Origin of the sequence: Occallatibacter sp., from assembly GCF_049510455.1 — a bacterium.
Taxonomy (GTDB): domain Bacteria; phylum Acidobacteriota; class Terriglobia; order Terriglobales; family Acidobacteriaceae; genus Telmatobacter.
In genome coordinates, this window is the sequence record NZ_JBEKYX010000012.1 from 18,532 (window position 1) to 39,248 (window position 20,717).

Annotated in this window: 19 protein-coding genes; 7 read left to right on the forward strand and 12 right to left on the reverse strand. The window is 58.5% G+C overall.

Annotated elements, in window-relative coordinates:
• The first annotated feature begins 25 nt into the window (after positions 1-25).
• Entirely contained in the window at positions 26-1,567 is a 1,542-nt protein-coding gene (locus ABSG47_RS03775) for an efflux transporter outer membrane subunit (protein WP_424166575.1), read from the forward strand.
• Here the strand turns inward: ABSG47_RS03775 and ABSG47_RS03780 are convergent.
• Positions 1,509-2,297 (reverse strand): endonuclease III domain-containing protein, encoded by a 789-nt coding sequence (locus tag ABSG47_RS03780; RefSeq protein ID WP_424166577.1) that lies wholly within the window; start codon positions 2,295-2,297, stop codon positions 1,509-1,511. The genes ABSG47_RS03775 and ABSG47_RS03780 overlap by 59 nt on opposite strands.
• A complete protein-coding gene (locus ABSG47_RS03785; protein WP_424166579.1) occupies positions 2,294-2,644 on the reverse strand; it encodes a tetratricopeptide repeat protein in 351 nt (116 codons plus the stop codon). The genes ABSG47_RS03780 and ABSG47_RS03785 overlap by 4 nt, the downstream gene beginning before the upstream one ends.
• Positions 2,645-2,695: 51 nt before the next feature.
• On the opposite strand from ABSG47_RS03785, the gene ABSG47_RS03790 reads away from it, so the two are divergent.
• Positions 2,696-3,112: a secondary thiamine-phosphate synthase enzyme YjbQ gene (locus ABSG47_RS03790; RefSeq protein ID WP_424166582.1), complete on the forward strand. Its 417-nt coding sequence runs from the start codon at positions 2,696-2,698 to the stop codon at positions 3,110-3,112.
• Here the strand turns inward: ABSG47_RS03790 and ABSG47_RS03795 are convergent, their stop codons facing one another.
• Genes ABSG47_RS03795 through ABSG47_RS03805 form a run of 3 tightly spaced genes read right to left on the reverse strand, consistent with a single transcriptional unit; the run spans position 3,113 to position 5,034 of the window.
• Positions 3,113-3,946, reverse strand: a complete 834-nt coding sequence (locus ABSG47_RS03795) for a flagellar motor protein MotB (RefSeq protein WP_424166584.1) — start codon at positions 3,944-3,946, stop codon at positions 3,113-3,115.
• The gene (locus ABSG47_RS03800) at positions 3,943-4,725 is read right to left on the reverse strand and encodes a flagellar motor protein (protein ID WP_424166586.1); all 783 of its coding nucleotides are present in this window, start codon (positions 4,723-4,725) and stop codon (positions 3,943-3,945) included. The genes ABSG47_RS03795 and ABSG47_RS03800 overlap by 4 nt, the downstream gene beginning before the upstream one ends.
• A gap of 12 nt (positions 4,726-4,737) precedes the next feature.
• Entirely contained in the window at positions 4,738-5,034 is a 297-nt protein-coding gene (locus tag ABSG47_RS03805) for a flagellar FlbD family protein (RefSeq protein WP_424166589.1), read from the reverse strand.
• A gap of 245 nt (positions 5,035-5,279) precedes the next feature.
• Between ABSG47_RS03805 and ABSG47_RS03810 the strand changes: the two genes are divergently transcribed.
• The 3 genes from ABSG47_RS03810 to fliS all read left to right on the forward strand — a co-directional run bounded on the left by ABSG47_RS03810 (position 5,280) and on the right by fliS (position 8,470).
• Positions 5,280-6,173, forward strand: coding sequence for a flagellin (locus ABSG47_RS03810; protein WP_424166592.1), 894 nt, complete (start codon positions 5,280-5,282; stop codon positions 6,171-6,173).
• Positions 6,174-6,367: 194 nt separating this feature from the next.
• Positions 6,368-8,023, forward strand: a complete 1,656-nt coding sequence (gene fliD, locus ABSG47_RS03815; protein ID WP_424166595.1) for a flagellar filament capping protein FliD — start codon at positions 6,368-6,370, stop codon at positions 8,021-8,023.
• Between the two features lie 18 nt (positions 8,024-8,041).
• Positions 8,042-8,470 carry a flagellar export chaperone FliS gene (gene fliS, locus ABSG47_RS03820; RefSeq protein WP_424166598.1) on the forward strand — a complete coding sequence of 143 codons (429 nt, stop codon included), beginning with the start codon at positions 8,042-8,044 and terminating at the stop codon, positions 8,468-8,470.
• A gap of 40 nt (positions 8,471-8,510) precedes the next feature.
• On the opposite strand, the gene ABSG47_RS03825 is transcribed toward fliS, so the two are convergent.
• From ABSG47_RS03825 to ABSG47_RS03840, 4 genes are all read right to left on the reverse strand, one after another.
• Positions 8,511-10,280 carry an ABC transporter ATP-binding protein gene (locus ABSG47_RS03825; RefSeq protein WP_424166601.1) on the reverse strand — a complete coding sequence of 590 codons (1,770 nt, stop codon included), beginning with the start codon at positions 10,278-10,280 and terminating at the stop codon, positions 8,511-8,513.
• A gap of 190 nt (positions 10,281-10,470) precedes the next feature.
• Entirely contained in the window at positions 10,471-12,822 is a 2,352-nt protein-coding gene (locus ABSG47_RS03830; RefSeq protein WP_424166604.1) for an LptF/LptG family permease, read from the reverse strand.
• Between the two features lie 207 nt (positions 12,823-13,029).
• Positions 13,030-15,234, reverse strand: a complete 2,205-nt coding sequence (locus ABSG47_RS03835) for a heavy metal translocating P-type ATPase (RefSeq protein ID WP_424166606.1) — start codon at positions 15,232-15,234, stop codon at positions 13,030-13,032.
• A complete protein-coding gene (locus tag ABSG47_RS03840; RefSeq protein ID WP_424166609.1) occupies positions 15,235-15,456 on the reverse strand; it encodes a heavy-metal-associated domain-containing protein in 222 nt (73 codons plus the stop codon). It abuts the gene before it with no gap.
• 115 nt (positions 15,457-15,571) lie between these two features.
• Here ABSG47_RS03840 and ABSG47_RS03845 point away from each other — a divergent pair, with 115 nt between their 5' ends.
• Complete coding sequence (locus ABSG47_RS03845) at positions 15,572-16,006, forward strand: NUDIX hydrolase (protein ID WP_424166611.1); 435 nt, start codon at positions 15,572-15,574, stop codon at positions 16,004-16,006.
• 2 nt (positions 16,007-16,008) lie between these two features.
• Complete coding sequence (locus tag ABSG47_RS03850) at positions 16,009-16,920, forward strand: alpha/beta fold hydrolase (protein WP_424166614.1); 912 nt, start codon at positions 16,009-16,011, stop codon at positions 16,918-16,920.
• A 234-nt stretch (positions 16,921-17,154) separates the two neighbouring features.
• Here the strand turns inward: ABSG47_RS03850 and ABSG47_RS03855 are convergent, their stop codons facing one another.
• The 3 genes from ABSG47_RS03855 to ABSG47_RS03865 all read right to left on the reverse strand — a co-directional run bounded on the left by ABSG47_RS03855 (position 17,155) and on the right by ABSG47_RS03865 (position 20,618).
• Positions 17,155-18,003 carry a transporter gene (locus ABSG47_RS03855; RefSeq protein WP_424166617.1) on the reverse strand — a complete coding sequence of 283 codons (849 nt, stop codon included), beginning with the start codon at positions 18,001-18,003 and terminating at the stop codon, positions 17,155-17,157.
• Between the two features lie 148 nt (positions 18,004-18,151).
• Positions 18,152-19,078 (reverse strand): malate dehydrogenase, encoded by a 927-nt coding sequence (mdh, locus tag ABSG47_RS03860; protein ID WP_424166620.1) that lies wholly within the window; start codon positions 19,076-19,078, stop codon positions 18,152-18,154.
• Positions 19,079-19,217: 139 nt separating this feature from the next.
• Entirely contained in the window at positions 19,218-20,618 is a 1,401-nt protein-coding gene (locus tag ABSG47_RS03865; protein WP_424166623.1) for an NADP-dependent isocitrate dehydrogenase, read from the reverse strand.
• Positions 20,619-20,717 lie beyond the last annotated feature (99 nt).

Consider the following 20,717-nt stretch of genomic DNA (forward strand, 5'->3'; position numbering starts at 1 on the left):
TTGCGAGCCTGAGAAGAGAGAAAATATGACAATGTCTGCTGAAGGAAATCGACGGGAAGGAAAGCTGGCCGCCGCTGCCGCGCTGGCGTTGTTGGCTCTGGTAAGCGGCTGCAATGTAGGGCCTAAATATCATCCGCCCACAGCTCCTGCGTCTACCGCGCCGAGCTATAAGGAATCGACCGTCAACTTTCAGGATCAGGATGGCTGGAAGGTCGCAAGCCCGCAGGAAGCGGCGATTCGCGGCAACTGGTGGGAGATATTCAACGAGGCGGAGCTGAACACTCTTGAAGAGCAGTTGAATACGAACAACCAGAGCATTCAGGTCTCCTATCAGAACTACATGGCGGCGCGAGCGACGATTGACGAAGCGCGCGCACAGTACTGGCCCACGGTGTCGGCGAATCCGTCGTGGAACCGGTCGCGCTCTTCAGCCAATACGAGCAACAATACCAGCAACGGCGGGGGCACAAGCGGCAGCACAAGCTCGCTCTGGGCGCTGCCCATCGACGTTTCCTGGACGCCGGATTTCTGGGGCAAGATTCGCAACCAGGTGCGCGAGGCGGAATATACCGCGCAGGCCAATGCTGCGGACCTTGCTCTTGAAAAGCTCTCCATGCAGTCAAGCCTGGCGCAGTTTTACTTTGAGATTCGCGGCCAGGATCAGTTGATTGTGATTCTCAACGCGACAGTGAAGGCGGACCAGGAAGCGCTGGACGCTACGCAGGGCTCTTATGATACCGGTATCGGCGACTATATTGCCGTGGTACAGGCGAAAAGCGCGCTGGAGTCGGCAAAGGTATCGCAGGTGAGTGCGGGCCTGCTGCGCGCTCAGTACGAGCATGCGATTGCAATGCTTGTAGGCAAAGTGGCAACCGACTTTTCGATTCCGATGAAGCCGCAGATTTACACTGCGCCGCCGGTTCCGCTGGGACTGCCATCGAAGCTGGCGGAACGCAGGCCGGATGTTGCTGCCGCTGAGCGTACCGTTGCGGCGGAGAACGCGACGATTGGCGTCGGATATGGGGCATTCTTTCCGGATGTGACGCTCTCGGCGTCGGGCGGCCTGGAAAGCTCGTTGTTCAAGCATCTCTTCGACATTGCGAGCCGCACATGGTCGGTTGGGCCTTCCGTCTCGCAGACATTATTCAACGGCTGGCTGTATCGCGCGGAGTTGCATCAGTTTGAGGCGCAATACAACGCCGATGTGGCCACTTACAAGCAGACGGTTTTAACGGCCTTCCAACAGGTTGAGGACTCGCTGGTCGCAACCCGCAATGACTCGCAGCAGATTCTGCATGAGCAGGAAGCCATCAAATTCGCTCAACAGTCATACGATCTTGAGAAACAGCGTTACGATACAGGCGTCGATCCGTATATCGATGTGGTGACGGCGCAAACAACGTTGTTAGGCGATCAGGTGACACTGAACAATCTGCAGGTGCAGGAGATGCTCTCCGCCGTGCAACTGGTGCAGGCGCTGGGCGGCGGATGGGATGTCGCGCAATTGCCTACTCCCAAGCAGACCGGTGAGAAGGTTCCGTCTTCGACGTACAAGATGCAGCAGTAGACAGGCGGCGCCGCAGCGCCGGATCAAGATCCGGCGCGAGCGGGCAGTTTTCGCAGCGCGGCGTACTGCCGCAGTGCGCTTTGCCTACAGCCACCGCGAGCGCGTGAAACTCATTGAAGAGTCTTCTCTTGCTCTCCACCGGCTCTTGCGCAAATGCGGCTGATGTAAGCGCGGCAAGCGCTTCGTAGCTGCGGGTATTGCGCGGAACGGGCGAGTGAAGCAAGCCGTGGCGCTCCGCAATGCGGCGTAGATACTCGTCGGCAACCGGAACCGGATGGCCAAGCGCGTAAAGCAGAATCGCGTCTGCAGTCTCAGGACCAACGCCGGACAATGCGAGGAGCCTGCCGCGTAAGGCCGCGGTGGGTGCGGCAGTCATAGCGTCGAGTGAGCCGCTGAATTCAGAGTCAAGCAGAGCAAGGAATGCCCGCAGCGCGGGCGCTTTGCGCGTAATAAAGCCGGAGGAGCGGATCAGCTCCTGAAGACGCGCGAGCGAAAGTCCCCGCATGCCTTCGATGGAGAGCGCGTTGGCCATGCGCAGCGCTTCGAGCGAGCGCTCAACAGCCTTCCATGAGGTGTTCTGGGTAAGATAGGCGCCCACAATGACTTCAAAGCGAGTATCGGAACCTGACTGGGCTGGATCCGGCTGCGTGGGCCACCAGTGCTGCGGACCATAAGCGGCAAAGAGCGCGTCATGCATCCGGCGCAGGCGCAGATATGTATCGCTGCTCATGGCTCTTCATGCGGCGCGGCGGCAAGCTCGCGCTTCCACTCAAGAATGCGCGCGCGGCCAGCGGCGGCTTCCGCTTCCGGCACATGGCCCGCGGTCTGCAGTGAGATAGAGAGCGCAGCGTGAGCCAGCGGATCGTCCGGCGTAAGCGCGATAAGGGCAACGGCCGCAGCGACGGACTGCTCAAGCTGCGCCGAGTCGCGGAGGGCGCGGATGAGGCCGTGGTGAGCTTCAATGCAGCTCTCATCGGCGCGTATGGCATCACGGAATGCCGTGGCGGCCTCGCCGGCGCGTCCTTCGGCAAGCAGGTTCATGCCATCTTCCAGCAGCATTTCGGCGGACTCATGCATCGCTTCTTAGAATAAATGGCGAGAAGAATAAAAGGCAGGAGATGGAATGCGATGAAGAGCCACACCGAATATCTGGTCTTTGAGACAAAAAAGCGTCGTGAGATGGTCCACATCACCGACGAGGTGGAAGCAATCGTGAAGCGAAGCGGCGTGCGCGACGGGCTTTGTTTTGTTTCTCCCATGCACATTACCGCGGCAATCTATGTAAACGATCTGGAGAGCGGACTGATCGAGGACATTGCCAAGTGGCTGGAGGAACTGGCTCCGGCGCGGCCCGAGTACAAGCATCACCGAACGGGCGAAGACAATGGAGACGCGCATCTCAAGGCTCTGCTGCTGCACCATGAAACCACGCTTCCAGTGACAGCAGGCAAGCTGGACCTCGGCACCTGGCAGCGCGTGTTTTATGCGGAGTTCGACGGACAGCGCCGAAAGCGGGTGATTGTGAAGGTATTGGGCGTGGAGTGATCAGTTCGTTTTTGCTGCTGCGTCAGCGTCCGTGATCTTGCGCCACTCACCGCCGGGCTGCGTGGTATCTGTGGCAAGGTTTATCTTGGTGCGGGGCGAAATGACGAGATCGACGCGGCGGTTGCGGGCGCGGCCTTCCGCGGTGTCGTTGGTATCCACGGGATGAAACTCGGCGTAACCCGCGGCAGAGAGCCGATCCGGCGTGACGGCATGCAGGTCCAGCATGTCGCGCGCGATGTTGGTGGCGCGACCCGAGGATAGCTCCCAGTTGGAAGCAAATTCCGCGGTGTGAATCGGCACATTATCGGTGTGTCCCTCAACGCGAAGATCGTAAGGCATCTGGGCCAGCTCCGATGCAATCTGCTGCATGGATTCGAGGCCCTCCTTGCGAGGAGCGGCGGAGCCGGAGTCAAAGAAGCCGGCCTCGCGCAGGCTGATGACCAGACCATCCTTGCCCAGCTTGATGGCCACGCTGTGCTGCGCAATCTGACTCGCCAGCCGCTCATCCAGATCGTGCTTCATGCGAGTGAGATCGTCTTTCACCTGAGCCGGGGCGAGCACATCTTCACCCATGACGATGTTCATCGCCATCACGGATTGCTCCTTCGCCGAAGATGCGCTCTTGTTGTCCGGCACGCGCGATGCGTTGGCGAAGAGACCGAGCGACTTGAAGGCGGTATCGATGGCCTGGGAGACCTCGGTCTGGCGCCTCTGGTCGGCTTTGGCAAAGGCATAGAGCACCACAAAGAAGGCAAAGAGAAGCGTGACAAAGTCTGCGTAGGAGACCAGCCAGCGTTCGTGCGAGGTGTGTGATTTGCCCAGGCGGCGCCTCATGCGGCACGCTCGGCGGAGATCCTGTCGCGGCCATGTTCATCCACAAATCCGCCGAGCTTGACCTCGAGCATGCGCGGATTCATGCCATCGAGAATGGAGGCAACTCCTTCCAGCATCATCTCGCGCTCCATGTAGTCGGCATGAATGCGAAGGCGCAGCTTGCCGGCCAGCGGAAGAAAGAGAAGATTGGCGATGCCGACACCGTAAACAGTGGCGACGAAGGCCACAGCAATGCCGCGTCCAACCTCCTGCATGTTGTCCAGATGATGCATGACCTGAATGAGACCGAGCACTGCGCCAAGGATGCCGACCGTGGGCGAGAAGCCGCCGGCAGCCTCAAAGACAGCGGGCAGGCGCTCTTCGCTATCTGCCATGGAATCGAGGCTGACCTGCATGATCTTGCGAAGATCGTTCGACTCGGTTCCGTCCACGGCCAGCATCATGGCCTGGCGCAGAAACGGATCGGAAATGGCCTGAAGATCGGCATCCAGCGAAACGACCCCATTGCGCCGAGCCTTGTTGGCAAAGCCGACAAGCATCTGGATGAGCTGGTCATGCTCCCTGCGCGGAGGGGCAAAGGCATGGACGCTCTTGCGAAAGGCCGCCGCGACCGTGCGCAGAGGGAATTGCAGCATGACAGCGCCCAGCGTGCCGCCGAAGACGATGAGCGCGGCGGTGGGCTGCAGAATCTGCCCGATGTTGCCGCCTTCAATAATGAGGCCGGCGACAATGCCTGCCACGGCTACAAATATGCCGGCAAAACTTCCCTTATCCATCATGGGTAGCTCCTTTTATGGCCTTTCCTTGCTCGGAGGAAGAATGACCTCACCGCCGTTCGTCATCCGGAGGCCGGTCATCGAGACGACTCGGGTGGCTTCAACGCCTGCGGGGAGACGACGCGCCACCTCCGCGAGCAGGCGCGCGCGGTAGGCGGTGACACGCTCAATGACTTCGGCGCAGCCCTCGCGGACAATGAGCTTCTCTCCAGTGATGAGCGTGAGCATCGTATCCGGCGCGGCCTCCGCGGTCTTGATCAGATCGCTGTTGACAAGCAAAAGGCTGCCGTTTAAGCGGGTGAGTTCAATCATGGCGCGCCTCCTTATGCAGGAAGTTATCGGCGTATGTGGATAAAGGTTAAAAAGATTAGGACCGGCGCGGTAGCTGTGTCTCGCCCCGGACAGTTGCCGCAAAGTATAAAGTTCGCTGATGTGGAGGCCGAAGAAGGGGCCAGATGCGGATGGCTCAGTTCCGCGGCGGCACCCAGGGCAGAAACCGAAATGGGGGCGGACGCGAAACGAGGGCCTCAAATCCTCGCATCAATAAGGAGAACCCCATGTCCCTGGGTGTTTTAAATAACCTTCCCGCAATGTTTGCGGAACAGAACCTGAACAACACGCAGACCGGCCTGACGAAGACGCTGCAGCAGCTTTCTTCAGGTTCGCAGATCAACTCCGGCGCAGACGATGCCGCGGGCCTTTCGCTCGTGGACGGTCTGGCCGCAAACTCGGCCGCTCTGCAGCAGTCGACGGTCAACGCCACGGAAGGCGTGGGCCTGCTCCAGGTTGCCGATGGCGCCCTCTCGCAAGTCACCAGCCTGCTCAACCGTGCCGTTACGCTGGCCACTGAGGCCTCGAACGGTACCCTCAGCACAAGCCAGTCCACAGCTGCCGAGGCCGAGTACTCCTCGATCATGGGCGAAATCACGAACATCGGCTCGACGACCACCTACAACCAGACGTCGGTTTTCGGCGCAGCCGCCCCGGTTGGCATCTTCACCGGCGATTCCTCGACCGCCGGATCATCGACGGACAACCTCGCCATCGGCGACCTGAGCGCGACTGCTCTCGGCTTCAGCGCGAGCTCGGTGGCCTTTGCTGGCGGCGCATTCACGGCCACCAACGTCGCCGGCACCGCAACGCCGGCAGCGGACACTCTGACCACGACGGCTGACGCCCAGACGGCCCTGACCGACCTGAACTCGGCCATCTCGGCCGTTGCTCTCCAGGACGGCTATGTGGGATCGCAGATCAACACCCTGAACGCGATCTCGAACGTTGAGTCCACCGAACAGGAGAACATTGTTGGCGCGCAGAACGCCGTTCAGGCGACCGACTACGCGGCTGCAACCTCCAACCTGTCCAAGTTCGAGATTCTTACCCAGACGGGCATCTCGGCACTTGCACAGGCCAACAGCATGCAGCAGGAAGTTACAAAGCTGCTCCAATAATCCGGCGAACCTGCCGATATACAGGAAGGGCGCTATTTTTGGCGTCCTTCCTGTCCTTTTTGTAGGGCAGAGAAATTCTGGGGCAGACCAGGGACTTGCGCGCGGAGCTTCACAGGTGTTTTGTTGATGCCTTCCAATCCGCCGCAGCCTGAATTTGGCAATCAAGCTGCAAGTTCTTTTTCCGGGAGAATGAGATGGGTACTGTTGGATTGAGTTTTGGGTCGCCGACCAGCGGAACGGGATTTGATGTCAGCACCACGGTTTCCGCGATTGTTGCCAATCTTCAGAACGTGGAGACGCCGTGGAATAACCAGCTGTCGAGCCTTGGAAGCCAGGACACGGTTTTGTCCAGCCTGGGCACGCTTTACTCGAATCTAACCAACGACATAAGCGCACTTACGGACTTTACCGGCGTTTTGTCGCTGAAGGAGGGGTCCAGCTCGAATAACGACATTCTTGAGCTGACCGCTGCCGATTCTACGGCTACGGCAGGCACATACACCGTTTCGGTGAACTCGCTTGCAACCACCGCGACCGGTTTCATGTCAGCGATCAACAGTGCCAGTGACACCCTGACAGGCTCGGTGGACATCAACGGAACGACGGTGGATGTGCCCGATTCGAGCACCGGAAATGACAATATCACCGGCCTGGCCAATGCGATTACTTCCGCGGGTATCGGCGTGACGGCTACAGTGCTTACAGATACCACCGGATCGAGGCTCGTTCTCACTTCGAATACCTCCGGCACAGCCGGCAGTATCGCCGTGACCGCCAACAGCCTCACGGATTCCACCAGCGGCGCGGCGCTCAGTTATACCTCGCAGATCGCAACCGGTGCGAATGCTTCGCTGACGGTGAACGGCATCGCGCTTCAAAGCGCATCCAATACGGTTTCGGGCCTTATTCCTGGCGTCACGTTCCAGCTTCTGGGCACCACCGGCACAGACGACACGGTTCAGGTCGTCATTGCAAATGACAACTCCGCGGTGGAAAGCACTCTGGGCCAGTTCGTAACGGATTACAACTCGGCGGTTTCGGCGATGAATGCGCAGGAAGGCAATAACGCTTCCGGCACTGCCGAGCCGTTGTTTGGTTCTCCCACGCTCACTCTGCTGCAGCAGCAGCTTTTGAGTAGCATTAACTATGAGAGCCCCAATGGATTTATAGCGGGCGCAAGCAGCGCATCCGATACGCTGGCCGGTTCCGTCACCATTGGCTCGACAACGATTCAGATGTCGTCGCTGGCAGCGGGCAGCCAGAATCTGAACGGCCTTGCGAGCGCCATCAACTCCGACGGTATTGGAGTGACGGCCAATGTAGTCAACAACGGTGCCGGGCCGCAGTTGGTGCTTGTGTCGAACACCTCCGGCTCCTCGCTTTCCGTCACTTCAGCGTTGACCGATGGGACAACCGCCCTGACCTTTACCGCGAACAGCGGTGGAATTAACGCGCTCACCAGTCTTGGCTTCAGCTTGAACAACGATGGGTCCATCTCTCTGGACGAGACCTCGCTCGATTCGGTCCTGAACTCGAATTTCAGTGGCGTGCTGGGCTTCTTCCAGGATGCCAACAGTTGGGGAATGACCTTCTCTACGATGCTGAACAATGCGGGCACCAGCAATACGGATGGTGTGCTGGCGCTGGCTCAAAGCTCAAACAGCAACGTCGAATCGACGCTGCATGCGGATATATCGAAAGAGAATCTGGAGATATCCGAGCAGCAGTCGAGCCTTACGACCGAACTCAACTCAGCGAATGAAGTTCTGCAGCAGTTGCCCTCGCAATTGAACAGCGTCAACGAATTGTATTCGGCCATCAGCGGCTTCAACGAAAACCCGAACGGTTAAGGCTAGGGGTCAGCTCCAATGGGAATGTATCAGCAACATGCGCTGAAGGGCGCATCGGCGGTAGAACTGGTGGTTGCGCTCTACGATGGCATTCTCCGCTTTCTGTATGCGGCATGCGACGCGGTCGATCGCGGCGATGAGACCGCCCGCCGCAATCAAGTGAAGCGCGCGCTGGACATTATTCTGCATCTGCAGGCACGTCTGAGAATGGATGTAGGAGGAAGACCGGCTCAGGCGCTGAGCGATTTTTACGCGTCCATCTTCGCGCAGATTTTGCAGGCCTCGCAGGGGGCTTCGAAGGCAAAGTTTCTGCATGCGATTCAATGCGTGCAGAATGTGCGCGATGCCTGGAAGCAGGTGGCGTTGACTCCGGCCATGAATCCACCGCCGCAGCAGATTCCGCCTTCGCAGGAGAACGGCATCGATTCACGGCGATGGAGCGCTTAGGACATCTTCCCCAAACGTCTCCGAAGATGCTGAGCAGTGCTTAGCTGGCTACAGCAAGCTCTTCTTCCAACTGCTGTTTCTGATGCAGCCCGGCGTAGTAACCATCGAGAGCGAGCAGGTCCTCATGCGTGCCGATCTCGACGATGCGGCCTTTATCGAGTACTGCGATCTGGTCCGCATTGCGCACAGTAGAAACACGATGGGAGATCAGGATGGTGGTTGCGCCGGCGGTATAGTTGCGTAATCCGCCGAGGATGCGCTCCTCGGTGTATGTATCCACGGAAGCCAGCGCGTCATCGAGAATGAGAATCGCAGGACGGCGCAGTAGCGCGCGCGCAATGGCGGTGCGCTGCTTTTGTCCTCCGGAGAGCGTGACGCCGCGCTCCCCTACGACAGTCTCAAACCCCAGAGGGAACTCTTCGAACTCCTTGCGGATATGCGCGGCTTCGGCGGCGTCGAGGAGATCCTGTGCGGTAGCTCCCGGCGCGCCGAAGGCAAGATTTTCACGCAGGGTTTCACTGAAGAGAAAGGTCTCCTGCGGCACCATGCCGATGTTATGGCGCAGCACGGCAAGAGGGTACTGGCGAACAGGCCGGCCATCGATGAGAAGACTGCCATCGGGCGCTTCCAGCAGACGCGAGAGGGTGTTGACCAGCGTAGTTTTACCCGAGCCGGTCGGGCCAACGATGGCCAGGCTCGAGCCGGCCGGGATGTGGAGCGAGATGTCGCGCAGTACGGCTGGACTATCGTGGGAGCCCTCATCGAAGCGGAAGCTGAGATGACGAAACTCGATTTCGCCGCGAAGAACGGTATCGGCGGCAATGGAGGCATCCGCCTGGCTGTCGTCGATCGAGGGTATCTCGCGCATCATCTCATCAATGCGTTTTACAGAGGCAGTGCCGCGCTGGAAGATGTTGACGACCCAGCCGAGTGCGATGACCGGGAAGATGAGCAGCAGCATGTAGGTATTGAACTCGACGAACTGTCCCACGCTGATGCGATGCTCGATGACCTGATGGCCGCCAATCAGAAGCGTGAGAACCATGGAGCCGCCGAGGATGAATTCCAGCGTAGGCCAGAGCATGCCCATGAGCTGCACCAGCCTCAGTGAGCGGCCTATGTAACTGCGGTTGAGTTTCTCGAAGAGCGCGATCTGAGCTTCTTCCTGCGCGAAGGCGCGGACCAGGCGATTGGCGGAGAAGTTCTCCTGCGCCTGCGAGGATATCTCCGAAAAGCCGGCCTGAATGCGCTCAAAGCGTTCGTGAATTTTGCGTCCCAGGTACTGCACCAGAAGGGAAGCGAGCGGCGCAGGGGCCAGAGCGATGAGTGTAAGGTACGGGCTGACGCGCAGCAGATAGAAAACCGCGCATAAGGTAAACATGAGCGTGTTGGCGCTGTACATGATGGCGGGCCCAAGCAGCATGCGGACCGCATTGAGGTCGTTGGTCATGCGCGCCATAATGTCGCCGGTGTGATAGCGGCGATAAAAACCGGAGTCCTGATTTTCGAGATGGCGAAAGAGGTCATTGCGGAGGTCTAATTCAATATCGCGCGAGATGCCGATGAGAATCCAGCGCTGCGCATAGAGAAAGGCGCCCTTGGTGATGCCGATGACGACCAGCAGGCCAGCCAGGATCAGGATTGTGCTGCGCGTTGTTCCGGGTTCGCGGAGTGAATCGACCGCTTTGCCCACCACGCGCGGAAACTGAACGGAGATCGCGTTGGTGGCCACCACAGAGACGCTGCCCCAAACGTATCCCCAGCGGTAGCGGCGCATATAGGAAAAGAGTGGGCGCAGTTCGCGAAGCATGATCTTATTTTAGCTGGTAGCTCTTAGCGCGACGGTGGGAGAACAAGCAGGTGGGTTTTCCGCCCTTGCGGCCGAAAGAAGTCGTAAGGAATGTCCATAACGCTTGTGGGACAGCGGCGAATGTGAAGCGGAGATTGTTGGTTGTCCGTAAACAAGCTAAGAGCTAAAAGCTAATAGCTGGAAGCCGCTCTTACGTCGGCGTCCTCAACAGCAAATACCCGCCCGCCAACCCAAAGAGGATGTCGGACGACCAGGCGGCCATCGGCGCAGGCAGATAGTTGACGTTTCCCATGGCGCCGAAGAGATTATCGACGACCCAGTAGCTCAGCGCGACAGCGATGGCGATGGCGATTCCGGTGAGGGAGCCGCGGCGGCCCATGGAGAGCGCAAAGGGAATGGCCAGCATCGCCATGACGATGGCGATGAGCGGATAAGCGAGCTTGTGCCAGAGCGCGACGCGCAATCGCATGGTGTCGAAGCCGCTCTGGCTCAGGTCGCGTATGTAGCGGTCGAGCTGTCCGAAGTTCATCTCCTGCGACGGCACGATTTCCTTGAAGAAGTAGCCCGGTTCTTCGTGAATCTCACTGAAGCTGGTGTTGATGAACTCGCGGAAGTTTTTCTGATTTGCGCCGTCAAAGTCGCGTTCCCAGCCGTTCTGGAAGCGCCATGCGCCGATTTCCGTGTCCCACAGGACGCGGGAGGCAAAGATGCGGCGGGAGACCGCGAAGGTGGATGGGTCCAGCTCAAAGACGGACATATTGACGAACTCTTCGCGGTCCCGGTCAAAGAACTGGTAATAGAAGATCCGGTCCGGTTCACCGGGATGAGGCTGCCCAAAGATCCACTGCCGCTCAGGATTCAGGAAGGTCTGCGGCGGACGGCCTTTGATCGTGCTGCGCAGCGCCTCCTGCTTGCGATTGGCCTGCGGCAGGTAGAGCTCGTCGAAAGCGAAGAGGCAGACGGCGAGCAGAGCGGCGATTGAAACAATCGGAATCACCAGCCGGTAAAGGCTGATGCCTGTCGCCTTCATGGCGATGATTTCGCTGTTTCGGTTCAGCACGCCAAAGGTGACCAGCACGGCAATGAGCACGGCAAGCGGAGCGATCGTATAGATCATGTTCGGCGTCAGGTTCACAAGATAGTCGCCGACGACCGTAAGAGGAATGCGGTTTCGAATGATGTCGCCCACCAGCTCAAAGAAGGTGAAGACAAGCATCAGCAGGACAAAGCCGCAGAGGACCAGAAAGAATGTATTCAGAAACTGGCGGATGACGTACTCATCCAGGATGCGTGGAAAGACACCGCGCGACCGGCGCGTAGCGCGCGGCTGCAGGCGATCGATCCATCTCGTGATCTTCGCGCCGCTTTCCTGAATCGCGGCGGCAGCCTTGACCTTGGGGGCGCGGGCAATGAGCGAGGAAAGCGCGGAGAGCACGCGGCCTCCGGTGGCAATTTGCCAAAGCAAAAATGAACCTGCAACAGCAAAAAGAATGTTCGCCATCCACACAGCGAAAAAGACCGGCAGTTTGTCCTGCCGCGCCATCGCCACTCCCGTGTAGGAGAGGATGTAGTAAAGAATCACCAGCAGTAGCGTGAAAACAAAGCCGGAGCTCTTGCCGCCGCGGCGCGAGACCACACCGAGCGGCACACCGACGAGCATGAGCACAAGGCACGCTGCGGGATACGAGAAGCGATTGTTCAGCTCAATGAGAAAGCGTTTATAGTCAGGACTTTTTTTGTCCACCTGATGAATGAACTGAATCAGTTCCTTTGTAGGAATCGCGTAGATGGCCGTATCCATGCGTCCCAGATGAACATTGCTCTGCGGATTAAGGCTCAGGGGAAGATCGGTGGTAGTGAATTTGGAGACGCTATACGGCTGGTCAGGCTGGTTTTCATGGCTTGCGCCGTTGCGCAGACGCATCAGCAATTCCTGCGTGGAATCGTTGACGACTGTGGCTGTGGCGGCGGTCGTGATACGCGGGGACGATTGATCTGAGAGGTCGGCCATGAAGACCTGACGCCAGTTGGCCGCGCCTGTGCCGCTGATTACGTTTTGCACATAAAGCACGTAGCCGCGGAAATCTTCGATAAAAACGCGCGGTTGAATCTGATAAGTGGCCTGCGAAGCGGCAAGCGCCTGCTCCATGTCGAGAATGCCCTGGTTGGCTTTGGGGGAGACATAAAGCGAGTTGATCAGGCCGAGAATGCAGCCGCAGGTTGCAACGATAGAAGAAACACGGACAAAGTAGCCGATCCCGAGGCCGCTCGCGCGCATGGCAATAATCTCGCTGTTGGAGGCGAGGGTGCTCAGGCCCAGCAAAACGCCTACAAGCACAGACATGGGGATGGTGACATTGAGAAGGTATGGCAGGGTGAAAAGGAAAATCTGTGCAACACTGCTCAGCGTGGAGCTGTTCCGCACCAAAGTTTCCAGAATCGGCTGCAGGTGCGGCATGAAGAGAATAAAAGTAAACAGCGCGCACCCAATAAGCGCGTGGGAGAGAATTTCGCCGAGAATGTAGCGTGTGAGGATGCGCACGTAAGAGACTCTCCTGTCAGTTTATCGTGTCAAGTCGAGTCAAGCCGACGAACGGTACTGGCTCAGTTTGAATTGTTTTGTAACAGGGCACGACTTTACAGTTTGCGGAAAAACTAAATCGCACCAGCTTTGTAACAGGGCACGACTTGAGTCGTGCCGAAAATCCGGCTGATAAAGTCTTTGGGCTTTAGCCCCTGCGGGATTTTCTCAAACTGAGCCATTACCCGACGGACGCCAGCCCCGCAGTCGAAGACTGTTCGCAAGCACGCTGACCGAGCTGAAAGCCATCGCCGCCGCCGCCGCCCACGGACTGAGCAAAATGTGAAATGCCGGATAAAGCACCCCGGCGGCAATGGGAATTCCGATGAGGTTGTAGCCCGCAGCCCAGGCAAGATTCTGCCGCATGGTGCGCAGCGTCCGGCGCGCCAGCCCGATGGCCGCGGAGATGACGGCAGGATCGGGGCGCAGAAGCAGCACATCGCCCGCCTCCTGCGCCAGATCGGCGCCGGAACCAATCGCAAGCCCGGCATCCGCCGCGGCCAGCGCGCCGGCATCGTTAATGCCATCGCCTGCCATCGCCACGCGAAGGCCGTCCTGCTGCAGTGAGCGCACACGCGCCAGCTTGCCCGCCGGATCGAGAGAAGATTCAACCTCCGTAATCCCGGCCTGCTCTGCAATCGACTGAGCGGCAGCCGCGGAGTCCCCGGTAAGCATAAGCACTCGCAGGCCGGCCTGGCGCAGTTGCGTAACAGCGGCAACAGCGGAGGGACGAAGCGAATCCCGCGCATCGAAATATGCGACAGCAACGCCATCGAGAGCCATCCACAGGCGCGTAACACCAGCTTCCGTGGCGGGAACTCCCGCTGGAAGCGGAAGCGCCATCTCCGCAAAGAGCGCCGCATTGCCCAGCATGCAGTCCCGGCCTTCAACCCGCGCAGTCAGTCCGCGCCCAGGCAGAATCTGCACCTCTTCAGCGGGCTGCCACGTCAGGCCGAGCGCATGAGCGCGGTCCACAATGGCATGAGCAAGCGGATGGTTGGAGCGCTCCTCCGCAGCCGCCGCAATGCGCAGCAGCGTCTGCTCGTCGAATGGCCCAAGCGGCCAAACAGTTTCAAGCACAGGCCTGCCCACCGTCAGCGTTCCAGTCTTGTCCAGCGCGATCACATTGACATTGGCAAGGCGTTCCAGAGCCTCTCCGCCTTTGAATAGCACGCCCAGTTGCGCGCCGCGTCCCACAGCCACAGTAAGCGCCGCGGGAACAGCAAGCCCCATGGCGCAAGGACAGGCAATCACAAGCACCGCTACCGTGCTGGCAAGAGATTGCCCCAGAGAATGTGTTGCCACCATCCACACCGCAAAGGTGATCACAGACAGCACCAGCACAACAGGAACAAAGATGGCCGAAGTGCGATCAGCCAGCCGCTCCATCGGCGCACGCGAGCTTTGCGCCTGCTCCACCATCCGCGTGATGCGCGCAAGCACTGTTTCCTCGCCGAGCGACTCGGCAACGCACTCAACCGCGCCGTCATAGTTAAGCGACCCAGCCAGCACGTGTCCGCCAACACCGCGTTCGAGCGGAGTCGATTCGCCGGTCAGCATGGATTCATCCACCGTGGTGCGGCCGCTGGCAATCACAGCATCCACAGGGAAGCGTTCTCCAGGCAGCACCAGCACGCGATCGCCTGGGCCAATCTCTGCCAGAGGAACAATGGTCTCTACGCCATTGACGATCCGGCGTGCCGTGACAGGCTTCATGCGGCTCAGCGCATCCAGAGCCGCAAGAGCGCGATGTTTGGCGCGCTCTTCAAGAGCCTTGCCGAGCAGCAGAAAGCCAAGAATCAGCAGAACCGCGTCGTAATAGACCATCTGCGTCGAAACACTGCCGGGCAACGCCGTGACAAAGGCAGAGTAGAGAAACGCCACGCCAGTCCCAAGCGCAACCAGCGTGTTCATATTGGTCGCGCCATGCCGCAGACCTCGCCATGCACTGAGGTAAATGCCGCGCCCCGCCCAGGTGGCCACAATTGCAGTAACCACAAGCAGAAGCCAGCGCACAATCGCTTCTTGCCCCGCATCCATCCTCATGCTCAGCAGCATCGCCAGAATGCCGGATGCAATGGCCACAGACGCTTTCCGCATCGATCCGGATTGCGGCGTGGGCTGTTCCATCCCGCTTGCGCCGGCGCGCGGCAGCACAGCATCGTAGCCCGCGCCGCGGATCGCCGTGACGAACGACTCCGGCTGCACTAAAGCAGGATGGAACACCACATGCGCGCGATGCGCCATCAGGTCCACGCGCGCCGTGTCCACGCCGGTAGTAGAGCGCAGCGCTTCCTCCACATGATGCTGGCAGGCAGCACAGCTCATCCCCACAACGGGCAGCGTAATCGATTCTGTGGCAGGTTCGTTCACTCAGTTCTTCGCGAGAGCTTCTTCCAAATGGGCTCTGTATCCCGCTTTAGCCAGCGCTTCCACAGCCTGGCCGGCAGCGGATTGCTGGTCGGATTCAATACGCGCCGCGCCAATGCGCACTTCCTTCACGGCAAGCCCCGGCGCCGCGCCCAGCGCCTGGCTCACGCGCTTTACGCAGGCTCCGCAGTGCATTCCGTCAATCCGCAGAATAATTTCAGCCATGATTCGCTCCTGTATATAAAGATGAGCCGCGAACGCGGAAGTTGCAGACGGATATATGCGCATCCCATACCCTACGGCTTTATTTTAGTGATATATGCAGCGTGAGTTTCCAGAAATGCCATTGGTAGGCGTGGGCGCGGTGGTGGCGCATGAGAACCGTATCCTGCTCGTGCGGCGAGCAACAGAGCCGGCGCGCGGACAGTGGTCGCTGCCGGGCGGATTGATCGAGCTGGGCGAACCGCTCGAACGCGCCATCGTGCGCGAAGTAGAAGAAGAAACGGGCCTGCTTGTTGAGCCGGTGGAGCTGATTGAGCTGTTGGATCGCATTTACCGCGAAGGCGAGCGCATCCGCTACCATTACGTGATTGCAGATTTTCTGTGCCGTGTCACGGGCGGCGAGCTGCGGGCAGCTTCCGATGCGGCGCAGGCCCGTTGGGTGGAACGTTCAGAGTGGAACAGCCACTCCGCATTGCAGTTGGACCCGATTACCGTCCGCGTGATCGAAGCCGGATGGCAGCGGGCAAAAGCGATAGAAGCTGGAGAGAAATAAAGATGGCGATTCGCAAGCGATTCTGGATTCCGGGCCTGTTCGTGCTGGTTATGGCAGCGGTAGGTGTGGCTTTTTATCTGCGCCCGGTAAGTTTTTTTAACGCGCAGGTCGATTTCCAGATGCGCGCTACCGGGGCGCAGAGCAAATGGGTCACGGTTTCCGGATACAAGGTACACTACTATGCAATCGGCCCGGAAAATGGCAAGCCTCTTGTGCTGATTCATGGGCTCGGCGGTAGCGCCGCGGAGTGGCACAACCTGATGCCATATATCGAGTACGCGGGGTATCGCGTGTACGCGCTGGACCTTGTGGGCTATGGCAAGAGCGAGCAGCCCGCGGACTTCTCCTACTCGGTTCCCGATGAGGCGAACATTGTTGTCGGCCTTCTTGACGTGCTCGGGTTGAAGCAGGTGGATCTTGGCGGCGTCTCCATGGGCGGCTGGATTGCGCAATTAATCGCGGCTCACCATCCGGATCGCGTGCGGACGCTGATGCTCTTTGACTCCGTGGGCCTGGATGTTCTTCCCGACTGGGATACGCATCTCTTTACGCCGCAGAATCCGCAGCAGCTCGATGCGCTTTATCGCTTGCTGGTACCGAATTCCCGGCACGTTCCAGAGTTTGTTGCGCGCGATATGGTTCGCATCTCGAATAAGAATGCATGGGTCATTCAGCGCGCGCTGAACACCATGTGGACGCGGCAGAATGCAACGGACGCGCTGTTGCCGCAGCTCAAGATGCCGATTCTGCTGGTCTGGGGTGACCAGGATCATATCGTTCCGCTCCAGCAAGGGCAGAAGATGCATCAACTCATTTCGCAGTCCAGGCTGGACGTCATACCCGGCTGCGGACATCTGGCCCATGTCCAGTGCGCCGATCGCATTGGTCCGCTGGTGCAGGACTTTCTTCGCTGAGCGAAATAAGAAGCGCGGTAAGCAAGGCGCGGAGAACTCTCCGCGTCTCAGCCTGATGAAAAACCCCATCATCGCTTTTCCGGAGGGAGCGTGAGGCTTCAGCCTCACGAATAAGGCCAATGTATTCAAGAGGGCTTCAGCCCCGGGCCCTTCCTTAAAACCACTAGACTGACTTTGTCCGCAATCTGGCGCGGCGAACTCTCCGCGCCCTTTACTGTCCGGTATGGCGCGGTTTTAGTAGATCCAGCGCGCCGTCATAACCAGCTCATGGTTGTAGCTATGAAACTGGCTGGTGGCAATCTGCATTCCCGCGCCAAAAGTGAATCCGGGGCGCGATTTCGGATCGTCCGGGTGCAGCTTCAGCTTGCCCACAAGTACACCCGGCGTAACAAACTCCTGCATCTTGCCGTGATTTGTGCCGCCCTTGTACCACGTAGCGTTGCTCTCAACCTCCGGCCAGAAATACTTGTGCAGGCGATACTGGCTCGCCAGATTCCACGCCACGGGATTGCCGGTGGTGGTGGTAGCAGGCTTGCTCGTATAGAGCGTGGTGCCGGCCGTGGTTTGTATCGCCAATGGTCCAAAACCCTTGCCAACAGCGAGGTTGGGCGCAATGCTCGCGTCCGTCGAACCGTTCTTGTACTGGCCTGTGGGCACCGTGGCCAGGGCAAAGATGCTGATGACGTAGTTCCCCTGCTCCTCATTGCCGCTGGCAATACGGAACTTGCCGAGGAACGACATATCTCCCCACCCATCTTTTGCCGCGGGCGTGTTGTGAAAAATATAAGGCGGCAGGTTAATGTCGAATTCCGTGCGATTGAACGGAATGAAGCTCATACATTTGCTGTTGTCCATGTTCCATGTGTCGGTATGCGTCGGCGTAATCTGGCGCACAAAATCCGAGCGGAGAACCTGAAACAGGCCGGTATAGGTGGTCACCAGCGGAGGTGGCCAGTTTGGCTGTTTGGATTGAATCTCGTTCGTCTGTGCGGAAAATCGCGCATAGAAGTTACCTGGATCGGACTGCGCGAGCACACTGGCGGAAACGAGCAGGAAAAGCAGGGAACAGAAAAATGTTTTCATAATGTCCCCTGAGAATCGCTATTCAGAGCCGGAACCGGCAACCGACTCAGGGGGGATGGAATTCTCCATCGAAGGGCGGAGAAAACAAAAGAACCGCCCCGAACATATTTCGGAAGCGGTCCTTTGCAGTGATGCTTGCGGTAAGAGGTTAAACGCCGATCACGGCGCAAAGTTCCTTCACGGCCTCAGCGGACTTCTTGAGCGCCGCGTCTTCCTCAGCCGTGAGCTTGATCTCGATGATCTGCTCAAGCCCCGCCGCTCCCAGCTTGCACGGCACGCCGATGTAGTAGCCCTCAATGCCGTACTCGCCCTGCAGATACGCCGCGCAGGGAAGAATCTTCTTCTTGTCCTTCAGAATCGCTTCCACCATCTCCACGGCTGCGGCGGAAGGCGCGTAATACGCGCTGCCTGTCTTGAGATGCTTCACAATCTCCGCTCCGCCATCCCGCGTACGCTGTATCAGTTGCTCCAGCCGCTCAGGAGCAATCAGCTCAGTAATCGGAATCCCGGCAACCGTCGAATAGCGCGCCAGCGGAACCATCGTGTCGCCATGTCCACCCAGCACAAACGCAGTCACATTCTCCACGCTCACATTCAGCTCTTCCGCAATGAAGGTACGGAAGCGCGCAGAGTCCAGAACGCCGGCCATGCCGATCACTCGCTCGCGATTAAAGCCTGCCTGCCGAAAGGCCGCCTGCGCCATCGCATCCAGCGGATTCGAAACAATAATCAGAATCGATTCCGGCGACTGCGCAACCACCTTCGCAATCACATCCGACATGATCTTGAAGTTGGTATTCAGCAGATCGTCGCGGCTCATGCCCGGCTTACGCGCAATGCCCGCGGTAATCACAACAATGTCGGAGTTCGCCGTAGCGGCATAATCATTCGCGCCGATGACGCTCACATCGCGCTTCTCAATCGGCATCGCCTCAGCAAGATCAAGCGCCTTGCCCTGCGGCACGCCTTCCACCACGTCAATAAGAACAACATCGGCCAGTTCCTTGGAAGCAATCCAATGGGCCGCAGTGGCGCCAACATTCCCGGCGCCAACAATGCTTACTTTTTTACGCATTTCAATTCTCCAGAGATCGGTTGTCAGTGGTCAGGGATCAGTAATTTCTAATTCAGTTTACAGGGGCGGATGTTATCGAAGCCGGCTGCATCTCACGGAACGAAACTGACCCCTGACCCCTGATCTCTGACCCCTGAGTTTACATATTGCCGATGATGCGGGTAGCAAACTCGCTCGTTCCCACCTTGGTTGCGCCCTGCGTCTGCCGCTCAAAGTCATACGTGACAAACTTCTGCACGATGGTCTTTTCCAGCGAATTTTCAACCAGCCGCGCAGCTTCCTTCCAGCCAATGAAATCCAGCAGCATCACGCCAGAGAGAATCACCGAGCCGGGATTGATCACATCCTTGTCGGCATACTTGGGTGCAGTCCCATGCGTGGCCTCAAAAACTGCATAGCCATCGCCGATATTCGCGCCCGGCGCAATGCCAAGCCCGCCCACCTGCGCAGCGGCTGCGTCGGAGATGTAGTCGCCGTTCAGGTTGGAAGTTGCAAGAATGCTGTAATCCGAAGGCCGAATGATGATCTGCTGAAAGATGGAATCGGCAATGCGGTCGTTGACCAGAATCTTCGACTTCCATGCGCCATTGCCGTGCGTTTTGCCGATTGAATCGAGGACTCCCTTGACTTCGGCATAGAGCTCATCGCGGAAGCCCTGCGTACCAAATTCAAGACCCGGCTCAATCAGCGCAGCGTTCTGTTCAACGGTGATTCCGGGGTTCGCTTCCACATTGCCCAGAATCCAGCTCTCACGCTCAGTCACGGTCTGCTCGCGGAACTCCTGCGTCGCAACTTCATAACCCCACTCACGAAACGCGCCTTCCGTGAATTTCTGAATGTTGCCCTTGTGTACCAGCGTAACGGTCTTGCGGCCTAACTCAATGGCTTGCTTGATGGCATAACGCACAAGGCGTTTCGTGCCAAAAATCGAAATAGGCTTGATGCCCACGCCGGAATCCGTGCGGACCTTCTTCTTGGTCTTCGACAACAGATCGTCATTGAGGAACGCAATCAGCCTGGCAGCATCTTCCGATCCCTGCTTGAACTCCACGCCGGAATAAACGTCTTCGGTATTCTCGCGGAACAGAACAATATCGAGCTTCTCCGGATGCTTCACCGGGCTCGGCACACCCTGGTAATACTTCACGGGCCGCACGCAGGAGTAGAGATCGAGAATCTGCCGCAGCGCCACGTTCAGCGAGCGAATGCCGCCGCCCACAGGCGTAGTCAGCGGTCCCTTGATCGACACGCGCAGATCGCGCGCCGCATTCACTGAGTCGTCGGGAAGCCAGTTGCTGAACTGCTTGTACGCCTTCTCTCCGGCAAAGATCTCGAACCACTTGATGGAGCGCTTGCCGCCGTAGGCTTTTTCAACAGCCGCGTCAAAAACTCGCTGCGAAGCCTTCCAGATGTCGCGGCCCGTGCCGTCGCCTTCAATAAAGGGAATGATGGGATGATCGGGAACGCTGAACTGTCCGTTGCTGTACTCAATGGGCTGCCCATCGGTGGGCAGGGAAAGGCCGTTATACGTGGTTTGCATGGATGTGTCGGTTCCTCAGTGTTGAGTTGTCAAAGAGGAAGGCTAACACCTGGAATTTAGAGGTGGCAATGAGGCAGGTCACATAATGATCCGCGAGAA

Excerpts from the sequence above, each read along its gene's own strand:
- ABSG47_RS03775 (WP_424166575.1), top strand. The coding sequence starts at position 26 with ATGACAATGTCTGCTGAAGGAAATCGACGGGAAGGAAAGCTGGCCGCC.
- ABSG47_RS03780 (WP_424166577.1), bottom strand. The coding sequence starts at position 2,297 with ATGAGCAGCGATACATATCTGCGCCTGCGCCGGATGCATGACGCGCTC.
- ABSG47_RS03785 (WP_424166579.1), bottom strand. The coding sequence starts at position 2,644 with ATGCATGAGTCCGCCGAAATGCTGCTGGAAGATGGCATGAACCTGCTT.
- ABSG47_RS03790 (WP_424166582.1), top strand. The coding sequence starts at position 2,696 with ATGAAGAGCCACACCGAATATCTGGTCTTTGAGACAAAAAAGCGTCGT.
- ABSG47_RS03795 (WP_424166584.1), bottom strand. The coding sequence starts at position 3,946 with ATGAGGCGCCGCCTGGGCAAATCACACACCTCGCACGAACGCTGGCTG.
- ABSG47_RS03800 (WP_424166586.1), bottom strand. The coding sequence starts at position 4,725 with ATGATGGATAAGGGAAGTTTTGCCGGCATATTTGTAGCCGTGGCAGGC.
- ABSG47_RS03805 (WP_424166589.1), bottom strand. The coding sequence starts at position 5,034 with ATGATTGAACTCACCCGCTTAAACGGCAGCCTTTTGCTTGTCAACAGC.
- ABSG47_RS03810 (WP_424166592.1), top strand. The coding sequence starts at position 5,280 with ATGTCCCTGGGTGTTTTAAATAACCTTCCCGCAATGTTTGCGGAACAG.
- fliD (WP_424166595.1), top strand. The coding sequence starts at position 6,368 with ATGGGTACTGTTGGATTGAGTTTTGGGTCGCCGACCAGCGGAACGGGA.
- fliS (WP_424166598.1), top strand. The coding sequence starts at position 8,042 with ATGGGAATGTATCAGCAACATGCGCTGAAGGGCGCATCGGCGGTAGAA.
- ABSG47_RS03825 (WP_424166601.1), bottom strand. The coding sequence starts at position 10,280 with ATGCTTCGCGAACTGCGCCCACTCTTTTCCTATATGCGCCGCTACCGC.
- ABSG47_RS03840 (WP_424166609.1), bottom strand. The coding sequence starts at position 15,456 with ATGGCTGAAATTATTCTGCGGATTGACGGAATGCACTGCGGAGCCTGC.
- ABSG47_RS03845 (WP_424166611.1), top strand. The coding sequence starts at position 15,572 with ATGCCATTGGTAGGCGTGGGCGCGGTGGTGGCGCATGAGAACCGTATC.
- ABSG47_RS03850 (WP_424166614.1), top strand. The coding sequence starts at position 16,009 with ATGGCGATTCGCAAGCGATTCTGGATTCCGGGCCTGTTCGTGCTGGTT.
- ABSG47_RS03855 (WP_424166617.1), bottom strand. The coding sequence starts at position 18,003 with ATGAAAACATTTTTCTGTTCCCTGCTTTTCCTGCTCGTTTCCGCCAGT.
- mdh (WP_424166620.1), bottom strand. The coding sequence starts at position 19,078 with ATGCGTAAAAAAGTAAGCATTGTTGGCGCCGGGAATGTTGGCGCCACT.
- ABSG47_RS03865 (WP_424166623.1), bottom strand. The coding sequence starts at position 20,618 with ATGCAAACCACGTATAACGGCCTTTCCCTGCCCACCGATGGGCAGCCC.